The organism is Rothia sp. P13129, from assembly GCF_048512865.1.
Taxonomy (GTDB): Bacteria; Actinomycetota; Actinomycetes; order Actinomycetales; family Micrococcaceae; genus Rothia.
In genome coordinates this window covers 170,019-190,324 of the sequence record NZ_JBLXYA010000001.1, presented here as the reverse complement: position 1 = coordinate 190,324, position 20,306 = coordinate 170,019, and the positions used below count along the sequence as shown (strand labels likewise).

14 protein-coding genes and 1 tRNA gene are annotated in these 20,306 nt (G+C 47.3%); 8 read left to right on the top strand and 7 right to left on the bottom strand.

Annotated elements, in window-relative coordinates; genetic code table 11:
• Positions 1 to 8: 8 nt before the first annotated feature.
• Complete coding sequence (locus tag ACN081_RS00890; protein ID WP_419106657.1) at positions 9 to 503, top strand: GNAT family N-acetyltransferase; 495 nt, start codon at positions 9 to 11, stop codon at positions 501 to 503.
• 101 nt (positions 504 to 604) lie between these two features.
• Here the strand turns inward: ACN081_RS00890 and ACN081_RS00885 are convergent, their stop codons facing one another.
• The 6 genes from ACN081_RS00885 to ACN081_RS00860 form a co-directional block, all read right to left on the bottom strand.
• The gene (locus ACN081_RS00885; protein WP_419106656.1) at positions 605 to 2,677 is read right to left on the bottom strand and encodes a glucose PTS transporter subunit IIA; all 2,073 of its coding nucleotides are present in this window, start codon (positions 2,675 to 2,677) and stop codon (positions 605 to 607) included.
• Between the two features lie 433 nt (positions 2,678 to 3,110).
• The gene (locus tag ACN081_RS00880; RefSeq protein WP_419106655.1) at positions 3,111 to 5,606 is read right to left on the bottom strand and encodes an HAD-IC family P-type ATPase; all 2,496 of its coding nucleotides are present in this window, start codon (positions 5,604 to 5,606) and stop codon (positions 3,111 to 3,113) included.
• 144 nt (positions 5,607 to 5,750) lie between these two features.
• Positions 5,751 to 6,521, bottom strand: a complete 771-nt coding sequence (locus tag ACN081_RS00875) for a heme ABC transporter ATP-binding protein (protein ID WP_419103125.1) — start codon at positions 6,519 to 6,521, stop codon at positions 5,751 to 5,753.
• A gap of 1 nt (position 6,522) precedes the next feature.
• A complete protein-coding gene (locus tag ACN081_RS00870) occupies positions 6,523 to 7,509 on the bottom strand; it encodes a FecCD family ABC transporter permease (RefSeq protein ID WP_419106654.1) in 987 nt (328 codons plus the stop codon).
• 50 nt (positions 7,510 to 7,559) lie between these two features.
• Positions 7,560 to 8,744, bottom strand: a complete 1,185-nt coding sequence (locus ACN081_RS00865) for a heme/hemin ABC transporter substrate-binding protein (protein WP_419106653.1) — start codon at positions 8,742 to 8,744, stop codon at positions 7,560 to 7,562.
• A gap of 104 nt (positions 8,745 to 8,848) precedes the next feature.
• On the bottom strand, positions 8,849 to 11,134 hold the full coding sequence (locus tag ACN081_RS00860) for an HtaA domain-containing protein (protein WP_419106652.1): 2,286 nt from the start codon (positions 11,132 to 11,134) through the stop codon (positions 8,849 to 8,851).
• A gap of 197 nt (positions 11,135 to 11,331) precedes the next feature.
• Here ACN081_RS00860 and ACN081_RS00855 point away from each other — a divergent pair, with 197 nt between their 5' ends.
• A complete protein-coding gene (locus tag ACN081_RS00855) occupies positions 11,332 to 11,991 on the top strand; it encodes a heme oxygenase (biliverdin-producing) (RefSeq protein WP_419106651.1) in 660 nt (219 codons plus the stop codon).
• A 71-nt stretch (positions 11,992 to 12,062) separates the two neighbouring features.
• Here ACN081_RS00855 and ACN081_RS00850 read toward each other — a convergent pair whose 3' ends face one another.
• Complete coding sequence (locus tag ACN081_RS00850) at positions 12,063 to 12,728, bottom strand: VTT domain-containing protein (protein ID WP_419106650.1); 666 nt, start codon at positions 12,726 to 12,728, stop codon at positions 12,063 to 12,065.
• Between the two features lie 150 nt (positions 12,729 to 12,878).
• On the opposite strand from ACN081_RS00850, the gene ACN081_RS00845 reads away from it, so the two are divergent.
• The 6 genes from ACN081_RS00845 to ACN081_RS00820 all read left to right on the top strand — a co-directional run bounded on the left by ACN081_RS00845 (position 12,879) and on the right by ACN081_RS00820 (position 20,175).
• A complete protein-coding gene (locus tag ACN081_RS00845) occupies positions 12,879 to 15,074 on the top strand; it encodes a RecQ family ATP-dependent DNA helicase (protein WP_419106649.1) in 2,196 nt (731 codons plus the stop codon).
• 25 nt (positions 15,075 to 15,099) lie between these two features.
• Positions 15,100 to 15,621, top strand: coding sequence for a tRNA adenosine(34) deaminase TadA (gene tadA / locus ACN081_RS00840; protein WP_419103118.1), 522 nt, complete (start codon positions 15,100 to 15,102; stop codon positions 15,619 to 15,621).
• Positions 15,622 to 15,770: 149 nt separating this feature from the next.
• Positions 15,771 to 16,571: a multidrug ABC transporter ATPase gene (locus ACN081_RS00835; protein ID WP_419106648.1), complete on the top strand. Its 801-nt coding sequence runs from the start codon at positions 15,771 to 15,773 to the stop codon at positions 16,569 to 16,571.
• Complete coding sequence (locus ACN081_RS00830; RefSeq protein ID WP_419106647.1) at positions 16,572 to 19,340, top strand: YhgE/Pip family protein; 2,769 nt, start codon at positions 16,572 to 16,574, stop codon at positions 19,338 to 19,340. It abuts the gene before it with no gap.
• 5 nt (positions 19,341 to 19,345) lie between these two features.
• Positions 19,346 to 19,999, top strand: coding sequence for a TetR/AcrR family transcriptional regulator (locus ACN081_RS00825; RefSeq protein WP_419103115.1), 654 nt, complete (start codon positions 19,346 to 19,348; stop codon positions 19,997 to 19,999).
• Between the two features lie 88 nt (positions 20,000 to 20,087).
• A tRNA-Ser gene (locus tag ACN081_RS00820) sits at positions 20,088 to 20,175 on the top strand.
• The last annotated feature ends 131 nt before the right edge of the window (positions 20,176 to 20,306 follow it).

The following is a 20,306-nucleotide window of genomic DNA, read 5'->3' as shown; positions in this document are numbered from 1 at the left end:
TGGTTACGATGATCGAACAACAAAAACAACCAGATTTTACGGTTAAATCTTTCGACGAACTAACCCTTCGCGAACTTCACGGAATCTATTGCACCAGAGCAGAAGTTTTTACCCGCGGGCAAAAAATTACTGAACCAGACCCAGACGAAACAGATACTAACTGTATACACATGTTCCATCAGGACGCTGACGGAACAATCTTGGCATATATCCGCATGTTCGATTGTGGCAAATACGTCGACGAATCACATGAACTAATGCCTGGGGCTTGGACAATCGGAAGAGTCGCAGTGCACGAGAAAGCTCGAGGAATGGGACTTGGACGCACCATCCTTGAAACCGGTATTCGTTGGATTAAAGAAAATACATCAGCTGATCGTATTGAGCTAACAGCACAGTCTTATCTGAAAGATACGTTATATCGAGAGTTCGAAGAATACGGTGAAGAATTTATGGAAGCTGGTATTCCACACGTGCATAAAGTTTTACCTCTGCACCCATAAAAATATGTTCCCCTCATCAATAAAGGCTGGGTGTCTTACCAAAAATCTTTGGTAAGACACCCAGCCTTTTATATCAGCACTTTGAGAAAAGGAAGAATCCCTTATTTAGCGGTGATAGAGAGCAACTTGCTTGAGGTGTTTACGTCGCCAGTTACGCCTGCAACGTCTTCGTACTTGACGGTGTTAGTGACAAGAACGGGGGTGACGAGGGAGTAGCCAGCTTTTTCAATGACGGAGCGGTCAAAGGTAAGAAGTTCTTGACCAGCTTCGACGCGGTCGCCCTTAGCAACGAGAACATTGAAGCCTTCGCCGTTGAGGTTGACGGTGTCGATACCGACGTGAATGAGAAGTTCTACACCGTTATCGAGTTTGAGGCCGATAGCGTGGCGAGAAGCGGGGATTGCGGCAACTTTGCCTGCAGCAGGAGCAACAACAGAGTTTCCGCTAGGAACAACTGCTGCACCCTTACCGAGCTGACCAGCTGCGAAGATGGGGTCTGGAACCTCAGACAACGCGATAGCTTCGCCTTCAAGAGGGGAAGAAATCTCTACTGCTTCACCGGATGCCCAAGGAAGGTTTTCCTGAACAGCGGAAGTAGCAGCCTGAGCCTTATCTGCAACAGCACCAGCAGCGGCACCGGCAGCGCCTGCAGCAGCACCAGCGGTAGCAGCTACTTTCTCAGCTACTTTGCCGGCAGCAGGAGTCTTGGACTCGTAGCCGAATGCGAGAACACCAGCCATCGCACCGAAGAACGCAATGGAAAGACCGATGACGTAGTAGCCAGCAGGCTGCATCGCAGGGATAGAGAGCAAGGAGGTGAATGCGAATGCGTAGGACTTAACACCCAATGCGGAGATGGTAGCACCACCGATAACAGCAGGTACCAAGATGAGAGGAATAACGCGCTTGTAGCGAAGTACAACACCGTAGAGTGAAGGCTCAGAGATACCGCCGAGCAAACCGGAAGCAGCTGCACCAACAGCGGTCTGGCGGAGTTCTTTGTTTTGCTTAGCACGGATAGCAACACCGGTTACGAGACCGAATACTGCGAAGTTGTACGCACCCATAGGGGACTGGATGAAGTCGGTACCGATGGTCTGAAGGTTGTTGATCATGACCGCGTTCAAAGGCCAGTGTAGGCCAAGAGGAACCATAAAGAGGTAGAGACCTGCGATGAGACCGCCAACAAGCCAAGGAGCAACTTCGTTAACGCCACCGATGACGTCAGAGATAGCCAATGCGAACTTGATACCGAAAGGACCAACGAGGAATGCGGTAACGGGAACAAGAATCATGACCGAAATCATTGGTACAAATACCATGTGAAGCATGGTAGGAATAACGCGCTTGAGGAATCGCTCAAGTGGAGCAAGCAAAGCAGCTGCGAACAACGGCGGGAAGATCTGTCCGGTGTAGTTCATGACGTACAAAGGAAGATCTAGACCGAGGAAAGGAACGTTGACAACGCCATCAACTGCGATGTTGTTGAAGCCCTGGAAAACGCCGGTCATCAATGCTGCAGGGATAGCTGCACCAACCCACATGTTTGCGCCAAGACGCTTAGCAGCGGTAGCACCAATCATGATAGGCATGAACTGCAAAACAGAAAGTGATGCTGCAAGCATGAGGAACCAGAAAGGATAAGCACGACGCCACTCATCGAGCATGGCTGCTGCAACTTCTGGATCAGAGAGACGAGGGCCGTTAACGATGTCGATGTTTACGGTTTCGCCGGTGAGGTCAACGTACTGACCGAAGTAGCCAATCTGCTGCATGAATACGATGAGGGTTAGAATCATCGAGGTACCAAGCAGTGCCCAAAGAACTGGGCGGAATGAGTCAGATAGAACGTCGAATACGCGGGTGAGGACGCTAGCGTTCTTCTCGCCTTCAGCGGAAGAATTGCCGGAGCTTTCCCCAACAGTGTTCATGCCGGGGAGTTTGAGCATGTCGTTGTAAACAGCTTCAACCTTGTCGCCAAGAACAACTTGGGTCTGTCCGGACTGTTCGATGATGGAAAGAACACCGGGGATTTTTTCAATCATTTCGGTGTTGATTGCTGCACGTGACTTAGGGGTAACGCGCAGACGGGTTGCACAGTGAGTGAAGTGCGAGATATTTTCTGGGCCGCCAAGACCTTCGAGGATTTTGGCACCCATCTCGGAGTTGTTCACTGGTACTCCTTCTGGATTGGTGTGTGCGGAAAGTCCTGAGAAAACATAAAAGACCCGAGCTACACCTCACCGAGTTTCCAAAGCAATACTTTGGAAGGTAGTTCTCTGCTGTGAGAGCTACCGTAATATAACCGGTGGTCCAACAAATAATGCATCTAAAAATGATGATGTTGAACAATGTAACTCAGGTCTTGCCTGCTATCTCAGTAACAATCCTGTGATGGTATGAGTAAACGCTTGAAGAAGCGCTTTCGGCAGTAACTTTACACCCTCTGAGCGTTTTCTTGCAATACCCGCAGAAAATAACAGCTATCTACATAAAACGTGATTGACAAGTATATATTTCGATTGAGGAATATCTCTAAGGGAAATATCTTAAAAAACTTGTCTAAAACGACCATCCTTCTTACAGCAAAACTGATTCTTAGAAACGCTATGAGAGACGAGCCGCACGTTCTGCTTCAACAGCTTGAGGGTGATAACGACGCAACCAACGCTGATGGAAACGCAGGTTCACTTCCACAAGAACAATGCCAAGAACACCAAGAACAACAGACCACAGATGTAACTCTGCCGGAGGCATCATAAACTGATGATATTCATGTAAGAGAGGAACATGAATTGCTGCAACCATACCAAGATAGAGCAACCCAACCATCGCTAAACGATATGAGCGCAACGGACGTATAACGGTTGTCACGTTATAAATACCAATCATGGTCAACGTGATAAAAGTAGCCGTCTGAATCTGCTCTTCAACAACAGCGCTACCCAAAGAACGACCTAAGAAATTAACGCTAACAAGCATCGTTGTAATAATCACCGCGGTAGGAATCGCATAATGCAATGCACGGTTCAAGAACCCCGAAACATATTTACGAGTATTAGGGAACATCGTAATAAAGAACGCTGGGCCACCAACAATCAACAAATCAGCTGTTGAATACTGACGTGGTAAGAAGGGGAACTTCCAACACAAAATACCCAAGGTGATACCCAATAAAATCGCAAACGCTGTCTTTGAAAGGAATAGATTCGTCACACGCTCAATATTGGCGATAATCTTTCGACCCTCATCCAACACCGACGGTAACCGGTCAAAACGTCCATCCAAAAGAACCAAACGAGAAACAGCTTTCGTCGCTGGAGCAGCATTTCCCATGGCGATACCTAAATCAGCATGCTTGAGAGCTAACGCATCATTAATACCGTCACCGGTCATTGCAACAGTCTTACCATGCTCTTGCAACGCAAGAACCATATTCTTCTTCTGCTGAGGATTTACACGACCAAAAACAGCATGGTTCAACACGGCTTCAGTAAGTTCAGGGCCTTGATCAGGTAATAAGGACGTATCAATAGCACCAGCAGAAACATCCATACCAGCAGTCTTTGCTGCTGCCGCAACAGTCTGCGGATTATCACCAGAAAGAACTTTCAAATCAATTCCCTGTGACCGGAAATATGCTAGTGTCTCAGGTGCTTCTTTACGAACTTGCTCGCGGAACGTTACAAAACAAAGTGGCTTCAAAGCAGTGGGAATACGAGGTACCACCTCACCCTTTGCATCGCGTTCTAACGACGAAGCATGGGCAAGTACCATCGTCCGTAATCCACTAGAAGCAAGTTGCTGAGCACTCTCTCTTTCTGCAGAGCCGCCCTCTAAGAGAGCTTCAGGGGCGCCTAATACCCACGCTCCAGTATCAAACTCCACTGCAGAAAACCGTAGTGCAGACGAAAATGCAATAACACCGCGTACGGGGCTTGACGGAACAACACGGAAACCGTCAGCTAAAGCTGCTGCCGTAGGGTTAGCGTTTTCATCAGCACCAAACCACGCAAGCGCCTGTTGCCCCGCCTCTGACAGGGCAGAAGAAGAGTCGTCCTGTGATGTTTGAACAGATAACGGCAGGAGCTCATTAAAACGTACGCCGCCTTCAGTGAGAGTTCCTGTCTTATCAAAACACACCACGTCAACACGAGCGAGTACTTCAACGGCAGGTTGTTCTTGGATCAGAACATCATCTTGAGCAAGCTTGACTGCAGCAGTTGCAAAAGAAATCGTTGTCATCAGGGCTAACCCCTGAGGAATCATAGAAGCAATAGAAGACACCGCAACGATAATGGCGTCTTGCCAGACATTATGCTCAAAAGCATAACGCCAACCACCAGCAGCTACCATCTGCCCGTTAAGAACAATTGCAATGATCGGCACTAACGCATAAGTAATCCACCGAACTACGCGTTCCATTCCGGCACGAAGCTCAGAATGAATAACGCTAAACTTTCGAGCCTCTTGAGCTAACTTCGCTGCGTGAGATGACGTACCTGCTGCATAAATACGGACACGGCCAGTTCCACCAACAACAGAAGAAGCTGACAAAACCTTGTCATTAGGACGTTTAGCAACTGGATCGTTTTCTCCAGTGAGCATGGACTCATCAACATCTAATCCGTCAGAACTTAACACTAACGCGTCAGCAGGGACCTGATCACCGCGTTTGAGCAATACAACATCATCGACAACAAGTTGTTCCATGGGAAGCTGAACAACAGAGCCCGAACGAATGACACTCACCGGATCACGACGCAATAATGCAATCTGATCAAGTTTACGTTTGGCAGAGAACTCTTGAATAAAACCAACAACAACGTTGGCAATCGCTGCTAAAAGAAATAAGGTGTCAAGCCAACGTCCTAAAGCAATAACAACTGCACCGCATAGACCTAAAACAAGATTAAAAAGGGTAAATAAGTGAGTGCGAATAATCGTCAAAGTGCTACGAGAAGAGGACTGATCTTGGTGGTTCGTCATGCCAGCACGAACACGCTGTTCAACCTGAACCTCATTGAGCCCATTCTTCATAAGATCCTCAGACGAGGGCGTACTTAACGTGGAATCAGTTGATACCGAACCAGTATTTTTCACGAAATAAACCCCATTATGATGATGAATAAAATATATGACCTATACAGCCTAAGACGACTCTATATCAGAGTAACCACAGAAGTGGCAGAATACCTCATCCCTAGGAGGTATATATCCTAAGAAAAATGATGGAAGAACCTTTATCTAGGATTCATGCCGTTCTGGAAGAATCAGAAGCCTACCATTTGAAGGATGACGCAACACCTCAATAGGGTGACCATAAACCTCGCTGAGCCTTTGAGAGGTACACACCTGCTCAGGAGACCCTTGAGCAATAACTTTGCCACGATTTAACAGCACAATAGAATCGGCGTACGCTCCAGCAACATCTAAATCATGCAACACCACCACAACAGTAGCGCCTTGCTGAGCAAAAGCACGAGCATTTTTAAGAGTCTGCTCTTGATGCAAAATATCTAATGCTGCTGTCGGCTCATCGAGCAAAATGAGTTCAGTACTTTGAGCAAAAATACGTGCTAGATGAGCACGGCCCGACTCACCACCGGAGAGCGTCATAATATCGCGTAGCGCCATATGCTCAACTTCAGTGATGCGCATACATCGTTGGATAATATCTTCGTCTTCTTGAGCAGCAGATGTGCCCTTCCACGGTGTACGCCCCATCGCAACGACTTCTTCTACTGAATACGGAAAAGATACTTCCGTTTTTTGGAGAAGAACAGCGCGTTTTTGAGCCAGTTCACGCGCCGACAATGACGATAAAGAAATACCGTTAAATTCTACGTGCCCAGAACTGAGCGAAACATCGGCACAAATTGCTGAAAGAAGTGTCGATTTACCAGCACCATTAGGTCCAATGAGAGCAACCACCTCACCGGCATGAGCCTTAAAAGAAACCTCTGAAAGGATGTCTTTTGCCCCGATAGAGACCGAAACATTATGAACATTGAGCACGCTATACACGTCCTTTTTTGATGGTTCTCCGTAACAGGAGGAAGAACGTTGGGGCACCAACAAGGGCTGTAAAAATACCAATAGGTAAATCTGCAAAAGCAACAAGAGTACGCGCTGCTAAATCTGAAGAAGCAATCAGCAACGCCCCTCCTAAAGCAGATGCTGGAAGAAGCAAAATATTTGAGGGCCCTAAAAGTAGACGTAACACATGGGGGACAATCAGCCCGACAAAAGCAATAATCCCCGCATAAGCTACCGCAACACCCGTTAGAAGGGCTGTTGCAATAACAGCAATGATACGAAGCCTTTCAACATGGACTCCTGCGTGTTGAGCAGCTCTTTCTCCTAAAGCTAATAGGTTGAGCTCAGCAGCAATATATGCACAAATAACAAGGCCTATCACAATAATAGGAAAAGCTGTATAGACTGCTTTCCATGTTGCTCCGTTGAGTGAGCCCATCTGCCAAAAAACAATCTGGTCACGAGAAGCATCGTCCGCGATAAAAATCATTAAAGCAATCAGAGCATTTGCAACTGCCGTAATTGCGACACCGGCAAGAATCATCGAAAGAGCTTCAGCTTTACCGTGTGAGCGAGAAAAAATATATACCAAAGCTGTGGTGATTAGAGCCGCGCAAAACGCAAAAACTGGAACAGTAAAAATTCCAAGGAACGTCCACCCAAAGACGATAGCTGTGCATGCTCCAACGGCTGCTCCTGCAGAAATTCCAATAACGCCTGGTTCTGCTAGTGGGTTGCCAAAAATTGATTGCATGACAGCACCAGAAACACCCAGAGCAGCACCCACAAGCACTCCAAGAAGGATGCGGGGAAAACGAATATTCCATAGCGTGGCATCTGAGAGCTGTAAGGTGTCTAAGTCTACAAAGAATCGTCGATAGATAGAAGAAAATACTTCAGTAACAGGTATCTGATATTGGCCAAGAGCGGCAGATGATAACAAGACCAATATCAGTAGTACTGACATTATGGTGAAGGTGAGAGCAACTTTTTTTTGCTGAATCCAACTGGTGAACACTAGGAGGTTTTCGCTTCCTGTGCAGGAATATAAATTGCTTGAGCTAAGGAAAGTAATACGGCTGGAGTATTAGGTCCGAAGGAGAGCACCTGACCGTCGTTCATATCAATAATGCGATGGTTTTTACCAGCAGCTGTTTCACTGACACCAGGACGAGCTAAAAATCCTTCATATCCTCCGGTTGATTCTAATCCGCCAGTCATGGTGAGAATCAAATCGGGGTTGAGTTTAACGAGGGCTTCAGATGTTGCAGGAGTTGTTCCTTGTGCGCCCCCTTCAGAGGCTGCATCAATACCGGAAACTGAGGTAATGAGATCGTCAGCTCCAGAACCTTGACCGAGAACGAAGAAGACTCCCGCTGTACCACGTACGTATAGGAACGCCATGGATACTTTTTGTGACTCTTCCTTGGGCGCTACACGCGCAATAGATTCTTGGACGAGAGATAGCTCAGTGCTGACTCGCTTATTGAGACGTTCTCCAGATTCAGGAACGCCTAATGCGTGCGCAACGGCAGTAATTTGTTCACTGATGGTATGTAAAGAACGTTTAGGGTCAAAATGTACGACGGTTAGTCCAGCACTACGTAGCTGTTCTGTAATTTCTAGAGGGCCATTTGTGGTGTCCATCAGAATTACATCAGGATGTAAAGCAATAATAGCTTCGGCGTTGAGGTCATGGCCGTTTTGCGTAACGACTGGAAGCTGTGCCAACGATGGTTCTGTTGTTGAGGTAACGCGACCGACTAGATGGTCAGCTAAACCTAGTCCTTGCACTGTCTCGGCAAGGGTTCCGTACAGGTCAAGGGCTAGAATTCTGTCAACTTTTTCTACGGTGACTTCTGTGCCTTGATGGTCGGTGACTGTTACAGGCAGTTGGGGTTGCTGTGGGTTTTCAAGAGGAAGTACCGCTCCAACGCTTTGTGCTGTTGCAGTACCAGTTAGTTCCTTGGGGTTTTTTGATGCGTGTTCTTCGAGGTATTTTGTTCCTTGTTCTAGCTCCGATAGATGTTCAGATTCTGCCTGAGCTGACGAGTCAGATGATGGCGATGATGAACTTTGCTGAGAGTTATTGAGTGTTCCTACCCCACAACCAGTGAGAAGGAATAGGAGAGGAAGCAAACACAGTACGATAACAGCGCGGAATGGGTTAGAGAGGGAAGCAGAGGATATGGTTGGGCGCATGGAAACTCCAAAATTGTGGTTTTAAAAAAGCTGTTCGGGTAGACAACGGATGGGTAATCTACCCGAACAGCTTGATTGAAGCTATCGACGATAGCGTTGTGAGGTTATGCTGTGCGTCGGCGACGAGCTGTGATAAGAAGCATTGCACCAAGGGCTAGCATTCCTCCACCAGCAATGAGGAATGGAACAGTTTGGGAAGTTCCGGTGTATGCGAGTTGTTCAGCTGTGCATCCTGCTCCACGGTATGCAGTTCGGGTGACTGTTGTGGGCTGACCTGTGACGCTCTTTGTTTCGGGTGTAAGAGTTCCGGAGAAAGAGATGGGGTCAAGTGTTTCGCCGGCGTTATAGTAACCTGCGAAGGATTTTGCTCCAGCTTCGGTGAGTACTGCTGGAGCAGAAACAACAGAAATCTTCTGCTCGTTCATTGACATCTTTGAAAGGTCAAGACTAGCAAAAGCGACGATTCCGTAGTCAACGTTTTTGCCTTCCATGGAGTTTGCGTTGACGTGTGCGTAGAGAGTTCCGCGTTTTCCGTTGATTTCTACACGAAGGTTAGAAAGCGTTGTGTTGAGAACTCCGTCATGTCCGTGGAAGTTAATGGAGCCGTTGAAGGATATGGTGCCTTTTGCTCCTTCAATATTTCCTGTTCCGTTGGACCAGGTAAATGCACCAGAATTGTAGGTAACTCCGTCAAGGTTCCATCCGCCGTGAGCAATTCCTCCGGCAACGTAATTGCGGAATGATGTGCGAAGTCCCCAGTCAAGAACACCTGCTGAGATGATGTTCTTTCCTGTACTTTCCTGAGTGGTTTTACCAGGTACTGTTTCGGTGATTTGCACTGGAACACAGGTTGCTGCTGAAGCAGAAGAAGGGTTGCGTGATACGTGTGTATGAGAGTTGCCCTTGGGTGTGGTGGTTTCAGGAGTAGCTGTATTCCCTTGTTGGGTTGGATGTTCAGAAGAGTCTTGAGAATGTGAACTTTGTTTTTCTTCTTCTTCTTCTTCTTCTGTATCCTGCTTAGTTGGGTGATTTTCTGCACGGTCGTAGGAGAGCGTGTTGTCTGTAGCCTCACCCAATTGAGCTTGAAGGTTTAGGGGTGCCATCTCTGTGCCAGCTTGGTAGAATCCGCCAAAGGCTTGTGCTCCTGCTGTACTGAGTGAGACTGGCGCGTTGGTGAGTGAGACGATATTTTTCTCTATTTTTAGAGAGCTGATATCGATGTTTCCAAGGTGCACGGCACGTGCAGATGTGGTTGATCCGTCCATTGACTTGGTGCTCATGTCTGCAACAAGGTATCCGGATCCTTCGCGTATCTGAATTTGTAAGTTGGAGATAGTGATATCGAGTTTTCCGTGGTGTCCTGTGAATCGTAGGACACCGTCAAAAGCGAATACGCCGGTTTTTTCTTGGGGGTTGAATCCAGACTTTGCTTCGTTAACTTTGGTGAAGGCGAAAACATTTTGGTTGTTTTCAACGTCGGTGAGGGATATTTCTCCCTGCGCGACACCTTCGGTGATGTAGTGAATAAAGGATTCTTTAACGCCCCACGTGGCTTGAGCTGATTCGACACTTTGTAGGGAATCGTGAGTCGGTTCAGCAGGCTTGGTCGGCTCAACAGGCTGAGTCGGTTCAGCAGGCTCGGTCGGCTCAACAGGCTCGGTCGGCTCAACAGGCTCGGTCGGCTCAACAGGCTCGGTCGGCTCAACAGGCTCGGTCGGCTCAACAGGCTCGGTCGGCTCAACAGGCTCTGGCGCAATCTGTGCACTGATAGTCAGAGGGTCAAGTTCTGTGCCAGCCTTATAGAAATTCGCAAAGAGTTTCGCTCCATCTTCGGTGAGCGTTGCATTAGCGTTTGTGAAGGTGAGGGTGTTGTCTTTGAAAGATGGCTGTGTCAAGACAACGTTTGCAAAGTTGACGTTTTCTAGGTCTGTGATATTTCCAGCCATGTCTTTAGAGGTTCCTGAAACTTTGATGGTTCCGGTTCCATCAGCGTTAAAGATGAGCTGGAAGTCTTTGAGTGAGATGTCAAGTACACCGTGGTGTCCAGTGTAATGAAGAGCACCTCCAAAATTTATGTGTCCGGTTTTTGTGCTTAAGGAGTATTCTCCTTGGCCCTGTTCCCACGTGATGATTTGTTGGTCGTTGAGGGAAGCTCCATCGCTTGCTTCGATGTTTCCTGCGGCAATAGGTCCGGTGACATATTTATGGAAAGATTCTTTGACGCCCCACGTCATTGTGGAGTTTTCAAGAGTCTTTTGGGTTTGTATATGCTCGCTTGCTGCAGGTGGTGTTTCGACTGCTTGGGTTGCGGGGAGTGTGCTGAAACTGGAAAGGCCAATTGCTGCGGTCGCCAAGAAAGCGTAGGAGCGCTTTGTGCGTTGTGTCGGCATGATATTCCTCTGAAAGGTATGGCTATTTAGGGATGACGCTATTAGGCTACAACAATGTACGCTAATTGCATACATGTTTAGTTACCCTAACCTTATCATCTGTTGTGAAGCGCGTGCTTGCATAAAACGAATTTTAATGACATTATGTCAGTAAGTTATTTAGTGACATCGTGTCACTAAAATGTCAGGAGTACACCATGAACGCCACTGCAACAATAGAAATCCCCGCCGAAAAATTTTCAGCACGACTCAAACGCGAAAGCGAAGAACTGCACTCAACAGCAGAACACTCGGGATTCATGACAAAACTCATGAAGGGCGAACTATCTGAAAAAAGCTACCTGCGTTTACTCAACCAATATGTGTACCTGTACGAAGCCCTCGAAAAAGTTGCCCAAGGCTACCGAGAAGCCGGCAACAAAATGCTTGAACCCTTCAACCAGCCAGAACTAGCACGCGCCGAACGTATTCGCGCTGACATCAAAGCACTTGGACAAGAAGACATCGACCCAGCTCTGCCTGCAACAACTAAATACGCTCAGCGTATCCTCGACAGCGCGCAATCACCCGAGCGTTTCCTCTCCCATCACTACCTACGTTACCTAGGTGACCTATCTGGCGGACAAGCAGTAGCGGTCTTGATGGGACGTCACTACGGTATTAGCTCAGAAGCCTTGAGCATGTATCGCTTCGACGAGCTACCCAAGCCTAAAATTTTCAAAGATTCATACCGCACTCTCCTTGATAACGCACCTCTGAGCGAAGAAGAACGTCAAAACGTCGTTGACGAAACACTCCGTGGCTTCCAATACAACGCAGAACTTTTCAGCGAACTAATGGAACAAGAATCTCACTAATCTCGTCTCATACAGTAAAAGGTGGATATCTCCAACACCGGAGATATCCACCTTTTACTGTATAACTACTGTTATTTGAAAGAGCGATGAGCCTTACGACGTTCCCGAAGATATTCCACACCGACAGGAAGAACAGAGGCAACCACAATTACAATAACGATAGCCTCAACATTGTCTCGGATAAAAGGAATACCGCCTAAAAGTACACCAGCAAAGACAAGAGTAAAGACCCACGTAATCGCACCGGTAATATTCCACTTCGCAAAATCACGATAACGATATTTCGCAATACCCGCAGCCAAGGGAACGAACGTGCGCACAATAGGAACAAAACGTGCAAGAACTAGAGCCTTGCCACCATATTTCTCAAAGAAGCTCTCTGCGGCGTGAAGATTCTTCGTATTGAGCACTTTTGCATCAGCACTAAAGAACCTACGCCCAAAGCGATGCCCCAAATAATAACCAACTTGATCACCGGCAACAGCAGCAATACACAAGCAAAGAATCATCACCCAAAGGTTCAAACCTAGCTGAACGTGAATGAGACCAAGGGTGAAAAGAAGAGAATCACCAGGAAGAAAAGGGAACAATACGCCAGATTCAATGAATACAATCAACGTCACCACAGCCAAAGCCCAGGGACCAGCTTGCTCAAGAATCTTCTCAATGTCTATACCTAATACCGCGACAGGCATCTGCACCATGTCAAAAATATCTGCCAGAAGAAGATGGCTCATAAAAAACTTTCCTGTTGATAACGGTCTAATGAAAGTAAACTCCTGCCGATTCTACTAGGTAAAAGCCCCGTACATGCTGAGAACATAAGATTATCTACATCTCTCTCCAGAGACTTCTTTGCCAGTGAAAGATTCCGTAGACTACAAGATATGTCGAATTACTCGCAGATACATCACGATGAGTTATACACCGAAGCAACAAAACTTCTCAGAAAACTCACAGGAAAAAATGACGCTGCCTTCCACCGCGGACAATACGAAGCAATCGAAGCCCTCGTGCAACACCGCCGTAAAGCTCTCGTCATTGAACGTACAGGATGGGGAAAATCTGCAGTATATTTCATCGCATCATTACTGATGCGCAAACGCGGGGGAGGGCCTGCTCTCATCATCTCTCCACTACTTGCACTCATGCGAGACCAAGTACAAGCGGCCGCCCGAGCTGGAGTCAAAGCCGCCACTATCAACTCCTCAAACATCACCGAATGGGACGAAATACGGCAACAACTCCAGCAACAAACATTAGATGTGCTCCTCATCGGCCCAGAACGCCTCAACAACCCAGATTTCTATGAACATTGGCTACCAGAACTTGTCGATTCTCTTGGATTACTCGTCATTGATGAAGCACATTGCATCTCAGATTGGGGGCATGACTTCCGTCCCGATTATCGCCGCATCCGCGAAGTTATCGCTCAGCTAAAGCCCAATACCCCCATTCTGGCAACAACAGCAACCGCAAACCAACGAGTCATTGAAGACATTGCAGAACAGCTTAACTACTCTGGCAACACCCTAAAAAACTCTTCTGAACAGAACTCCGATATTTTCATTCTGCGTGGACCGCTCTCTCGTGACTCTCTACGACTTGGTGTGCTCCACCTCAAAGAATCTACAGAACGTATTGCATGGCTTGTTGAACACCTCAAAACATTGACTGGTTCAGGGATTATCTACACCCTTACCGTATCTGCTGCAGAAGATATCGCGCATATCCTCAGAAATGCCGGATACGCGGTGCAATCATATAGCGGACAGATGTCTGTCGAAGAACGCATTGAAGCAGAAGAAGCTTTACGACACAACACGATAAAAGCACTCGTGGCAACGAGTGCTTTGGGCATGGGCTTTGACAAACCAGATATGGGATTTGTGATTCATTGCGGTGCCCCATCGAGTCTCATTGCCTACTACCAACAAGTTGGCCGTGCCGGACGTGGCACCGATAATGCAGACGTCTTATTACTACCTGGTGCAGAAGACCAAGATATTTGGGAATATTTCGCTACCGCGTCAATGCCTACAGAAGAAAACACTTCTATTGTTTTGAATGTGCTAGAAAAAGCTCGAGAACAAGGTCAGACGTTAACACTAAGCGCACTAGAGACTGTCGTTGATATTCGTCGCAGCAATCTAGAACTTCTTCTAAAAGTGCTTGCTGTAGAGGGTGCTGTACGTCGTGTGTCTAACCGGTGGGTAGCAACTGGGGCGCCGTGGACTTATGACGCTGAAAGATACAGAAAAGTAGCGCAAACACGTCAGCACGAGCAAGAAGCAATGCTCTCCTATATCAGTACGTCTTCATGCCGAATGGTATACATGGCTCAGCAACTGGACGATACTACAGCTACGAAATGTGGACGGTGTGATAACTGTGCAGGTTCTTGGTATCCCCAACAGATTAGTTCGTATGCTCATGAAACAACCCGCAATAGTCTCCAAGAAGCAGGTGTTCGTATTGAACCTCGTCGTATGTGGCCCAGTGGACTTAAGAAACTTCTTGAACAAAAGATAGGCACTGGGAAAGACTCTGAAATTCCTTCTCGCGCAAAGATTGCTGAAGAAGAACGTGCCTGCCAAGGGAGAGCTTTAGCGAGGCTAACTGATATTGGGTGGGGTAATGTTCTGCGAGAAATTTTCAAAGAAGACGCTGAAGATGTTGAAGTGTCGTCGGAGCTAGGTCAGGCCTGTGTCAAAGTGTTGTCCCAGTGGGACTGGCAGAATCGCCCGAATGTTGTCATCGGGGTGCCTTCTGAACATCATCCGCGTTTGGCTTTTTCTCTTGCTCGTGGTCTTGCTCAGACGGGACGCCTTCACGATTTAGGTGATATTCAGTTAGTACAACCAACGTCTTATGCGCAGGGGAACTCTGTGTTCCGTTGTGCGGGGGTTTGGGATGCCTATGCGATTCCTGAACCTATGAGAGTGTTTTTACAAACGCATCACCCTTCAGTACTTCTGGTGTCTGATAGCGTGAACTCTAGATGGAGTACAACTGTTATTGCTCGGCAATTACGTCGGGCTGGGGCACACAGTGTGTATCCTTTTGCTTTGGCTATTTCCTAGATAAAAATGGTTTTGAGTAGTTTATATGTGTAACACAGAATATGTTCATGCACGTCGTATTCACCGGAAAGAACACCAAGAATGGATGCATGAGGCACTATCCTTAGCTCAGTGTGCTTTAGATAGTTCAGATGTGCCTATTGGTGCTCTCGTTATCGCTTCGGACGGAACCATTATTGGTCGCGGATACAACCAGCGTGAAAAAAACCAAGACCCTACCGCTCATGCTGAAATCATTGCTCTACGTGAAGCTGCCGAACAGCGTGGACAGTGGCGTTTAGAAGACTGCACGTTAGTCGTGACCATTGAACCGTGCATTATGTGTGCTGGCGCAATTTTGTTGAGCAGAATATCAACTGTTGTTCTTGGTGCGTGGGAAGAGAAGACAGGGGCGGCAGGGAGCTTATATGACGTTCTGCGTGATAGAAGATACCCACATTCTGTCGAAGTGTACTCTGGTGTTTTAGAAGAAGAATGCGCATCTCTTATGAAAACTTTTTTTGAAAAGAAACGCTCAGAAAGTCACGGTCCATTTGGTCGTTTTTGAAGTTCTTCACGACTGGTGTTCATGAAAGTTACCCCTAGCGTTGAGCGCTCGGTGTGATATTTCTGCCAGCAGTTGGTTGAAAATCTCACACCAAAAGACCAAAACTGACCGACGAGTTCAAGTTATGATTTTCTCACAGAGAAGAATACGTGGCTCATAAGGGGAAGAATATGCTCATCGTTGATAATATCTGGGCAAAAGGACGGCATAACGCCCTCTTCGGACGCACCAGCTTCACCCTCAACCGCGGAGAAGTCATCATCATTCAAGCAGATAGCCAACTCGAAAGAACCGCGCTATCACTGACACTAACAGGTCGCATGAAACCCTCCGGCGGAACGATTCTTTGGACAGACCCTCAAAAGCCTTCCCGAGAAGAATCCAGCATGAAAAAGCTTCGTCGTCGTTCAGAACTGATCGACTCTCCGAACATCAACGAACCAGAAAACCATATGAGAGTTCGTGATTACGTATCAGAAATGCTGAGCTACACCATGGGACCTTTTACTCGACCACGCTCTGGGAAATGGCTGAAAGAACACGGACTGGAAGACCTCGATAACCTCTGGAATGAACAAGTAACCGGAGAGCAAAATATTCGCCTTATGACCACTCTTGCCGCCAATTATCAGCACGCAGACTTACTCGTTTTTGATACTCCCTCACGGCATCTTAACCACACACGCATGTGGCTACCATACCTTCTACAACTAGCTGAAAACGAAGAGCGCCCCCGTGCCGTCGTTGCTGTTGTCCCTCATATTTCCTCCACCTGGGACGGCAAACAGGCCGTGGTAGGAAGCGCACACGATGAACTCCTCAACGAAGAAAACGTGAAAACACACGAAGAACAAGATTCACGCCCAAAAACAAACTCCTCGAACGAAGAAAAAGAATACGACCTTCCCCAAGAAAACCCTGACACAGCAACGGAGAGTGAACAACGATAAATGAGCATTCTAAGAGTTACTCTCGCTGAACTAAAACGTCTCACAGCAGGACTACTCCCTAAACTAGTTCTGCTGGCAATGGCTTGTATCCCCCTGCTGTACGGCGGAATATATCTATACGCAAACTGGGACCCTTATGACTCTGTAGACGATGTTCCCGGAGCCCTCGTGATGTTAGATGCCGGTGCAACCACCCAAGACGGCGAAACCATAAACATCGGAGAAGATGTCGAAAAAACTCTGCTGGAGAAAGCAAACTTTTCGTGGCACAAAGTATCCACCAGAGAGCAAGCTGTTCATGATGTCACCCACGGAGTATATGAGTTTGCGCTCGTTATCCCTCAAGACTTCTCTCAAAAACTTCAATCCGCTGGGTCTTTTGTACCCGACGAAAACGGCAAAACTCCTGATATTGACCCCCAATCTGCGGGGATTGAAGTCATTACTAATGATGCAAACAACTATATTCTGACAAATATTGTGGCAAAAGCTGGAACAGCTGTTCGCGACTCTGTGGCATCGGAAGTCGGCGATAAAACAGCGAATGCCTTACTCGCAAGTTTCACTACCATTCACTCAAACCTGCACGAAGCTAGCGATGGGGCAAGCCAACTAGACCAAGGAACTATCACACTCAGCGATGCTGTTGGACAACTTAAAGATGGAACAACACGGCTCAACGACGGCTCAACACAGCTCAATGACGGCACGCTACAACTTAAAGATGGTTCGTCTCAGCTTCTTCACGGACAAGAAAAACTAGCGGACGGATCTGCCAAACTTGCCCAGGGTGCCCATCAACTCTCAGACGGAACACAAGACGCTCAGAACGGGGCTTCTCGTTTAGCCGATGGTGCAAACACACTTAACACTCACCTCGAATCAGCGGCTGAAGGTGCACAAAAACTTGCAACAGGTGCCTTAAAACTCGATGGTGGAGCGCAACAACTGGCTCAGGGCACTCAAACGCTCTCAGATGGTGCTCAACAGCTAGACCAAGGCACTATACGCCTCAACGACGGTGCCCAAAAATTAGCAAACGGTACTGAAACGCTCTCTACGGGGGCGCAAAAACTTGCAGACGGTATAACAGCTATCGACGAAGGCGCCGCCCGTTTAGCTGAGGGAAACACAACCTTAGACAAAACTCTGGCAAATTCCCCACTACCTGAGCTAGCCTCGGGGCTTAACGCCATGTGCCAGGATCCTACCTCAGAAGAGCAAGTAGCTCACTACGCTCACCAGCTGACAGATGACGTGACAGCACAACTTCACCAGAATATTGAACGGCGTTTGCAAGCTCTTGTTCAAGAGGGAACTCTGACTCCAGAACAAGCACAGCAGATGCTTGAACTTTTAGGTTCAGAAGAAAATAAGGCGGTTTTGACAGACCTTAACACTGCCGTCTTACAAGGTATATCTTCTCAAATGACAGAATTTTCTTCTCTATGTGAGAATGGAACGTCAACGGTTGGTGAACATATCAATACATTACTTTCTTCTACTCATGAGTTGTCTCAAGGTGCTCAAAAGCTTGCAGGCGCTACAACACAAGCTAAAACTGGTGCTGTTTCACTAGCTGACGGTGCAAAAAAGAGCTTCCAAGGTGCTCAACAGGTAGCTGATGGTACTCAAAAAGTTTCTGAGAATATGCACCAACTATCTTTGGGTGCTCAGAAACTTCATCATGGTGCTCAAGACCTGGTCACAGGTAGTTCTCAATTGAGTCAAGGAACTATGACACTCGCTGATGGTACACACCAGCTTTCTGATGGTTCACAAAAATTATCTGATGGTGCTGAGCAGCTTGCTCATGGAACGTATCGCCTATCTTCGGGGGCGGGGGAGCTTGCTCAGGGCGCTGAACAGCTTGCTGATGGTGAGCAACAAGCACTTTCTGGGCAGTATTCTCTCAACGACGGAATTGACCGTGTTCATTCTGGTGCTCAAAAACTCCAACATGGCGCCTCAAAACTAGATCAGGGTGCTGGGGAGATTCATTCGGGAACTCAAAAGCTTCAAGATGGTGCCGGAGAACTCTCTGAAGGACTAGAGGAGGGAACGAACAAAGTCCCTTCACTGAATGAGGAAGATCAACGTCGTATTGCGAATGTGATGTCTCATCCTGTCAAGCTTAAAGAGACCTCCTTGGCCTCTGGTAGTACCTATGGTGAAGGCATGGGGCCGTTCTTTATTGTGTTGGCATTATGGATTGGTGCTTTGATGCTGGTTCAGACTTTGCGTCCAGAGAACACTCGAGCATTAGCGTCTTCTGCTCCGACGTTGCGTATTGCTATTGGCAGTTGGGGGCCTTTTGCTGTTCTTGGCGTATTGCAAACTCTTTTGTTGTTCTTGGCGGTACATTTTGGTCTTGGTTTCAAGATGGAGCATCCATGGCTTTTGTTGCTGTTCTTAACGTTTGTTTCTTGTGTTTATACCGCTGTGATTTATGGTTTTGTGGCGTTGCTATCTGCACCTGGTAAGTTGTTGGCGCTTGTGGTGCTTATTGTACAGTTGGTTACTGCTGGCGGTATGATGCCCTATGAAACGTTACCTATGTCTATTCGTTGGTTACATTCGTTCCTTCCGATGGGGTATGCTCTCAGCGGTACGCGCCGTCTAGCCTATGGAATTGATTATGGTGCGATTACAGGTGATGTACTTGTTCTCGCCGCATGGGGTGTTTTCGGTTTATTCTTAGGTTTTATTGGAACTTATAAGAATCGCACATGGAATTTGAAGAAACTTAATCCGGAGATTGCAGTTTAATGTCGGTGTCTCATACGCAAGATGAATCTGTCTCAGATTTTCAGTATCCTACCCCTGCGGTTGCTGCGGTAACGCGTCGTCCGGGGCGTACTAACCGTACACAGTTTAAGCTTTTTCAGGCGGCGCTAGAGATTATGAGCCAAAAGGGTGCTGAAGCGACGACGGTTGAAGAAGTAGCGCTTAAAGCTGGAGTCTCTAAAGGAACTGTTTATTATAATTTTGGTTCTAAAAAGACGATGATTGAGCAGCTCCTTCAATATGGTGCGCAACTTTTGAAGACTCGAGTGCAACAAGGCTCTCAGAAGTCTGACCCTCGTGAGGCGATGAGGGCTGGTATTAAGGAAGCTTTTGAATATTTGGCTGAGCACCCAGGGTTTGCCCGTTTGTGGATTACTGAAATTTGGCGTAGTAAAGAGCCTTGGTCTGAAGCGATTGTGAAGACTCGTCAGGATCTGGTGAGTGAATTAGAGAATATGGTGAGAGCGATTGGGACTCGTTATCCTGTGGATCATGCTCAAGACCCAGAAGCTGTCTCTATTTCTATTTTTGGGTCTATCTTTATGCTTGCGATGGACCGTGAGATTCATGCTGCCGAGCGTACCTCTGAGGACGCTACTCGTGCTGTGATGTTGACGGTTGATTCGTATATCGCGCATTAGAGCACTTTGGGCAGGGAGTTGCTTGAGATGAACTTTTCTGCTCAAAAGTTGAGAATGTTCGGTGTTAACGGGTAAACTTGCCACAGTTGGTGACGTGTCCGAGCGGCCGAAGGTGCAACACTCGAAATGTTGTGTACGGTAACCCCGTACCGAGGGTTCAAATCCCTCCGTCACCGCGTTGGAGAGCCTTTCTATACTGTAGTCCAGTGTAGAAAGGCTCTTTTTTTGATGTTTGTTTTCTGGGGTGTTGGTGATTATCTTTTTCACAGCCTGTGTTTTTCTGTGAGACAGCGGTACAGTTTTTGGC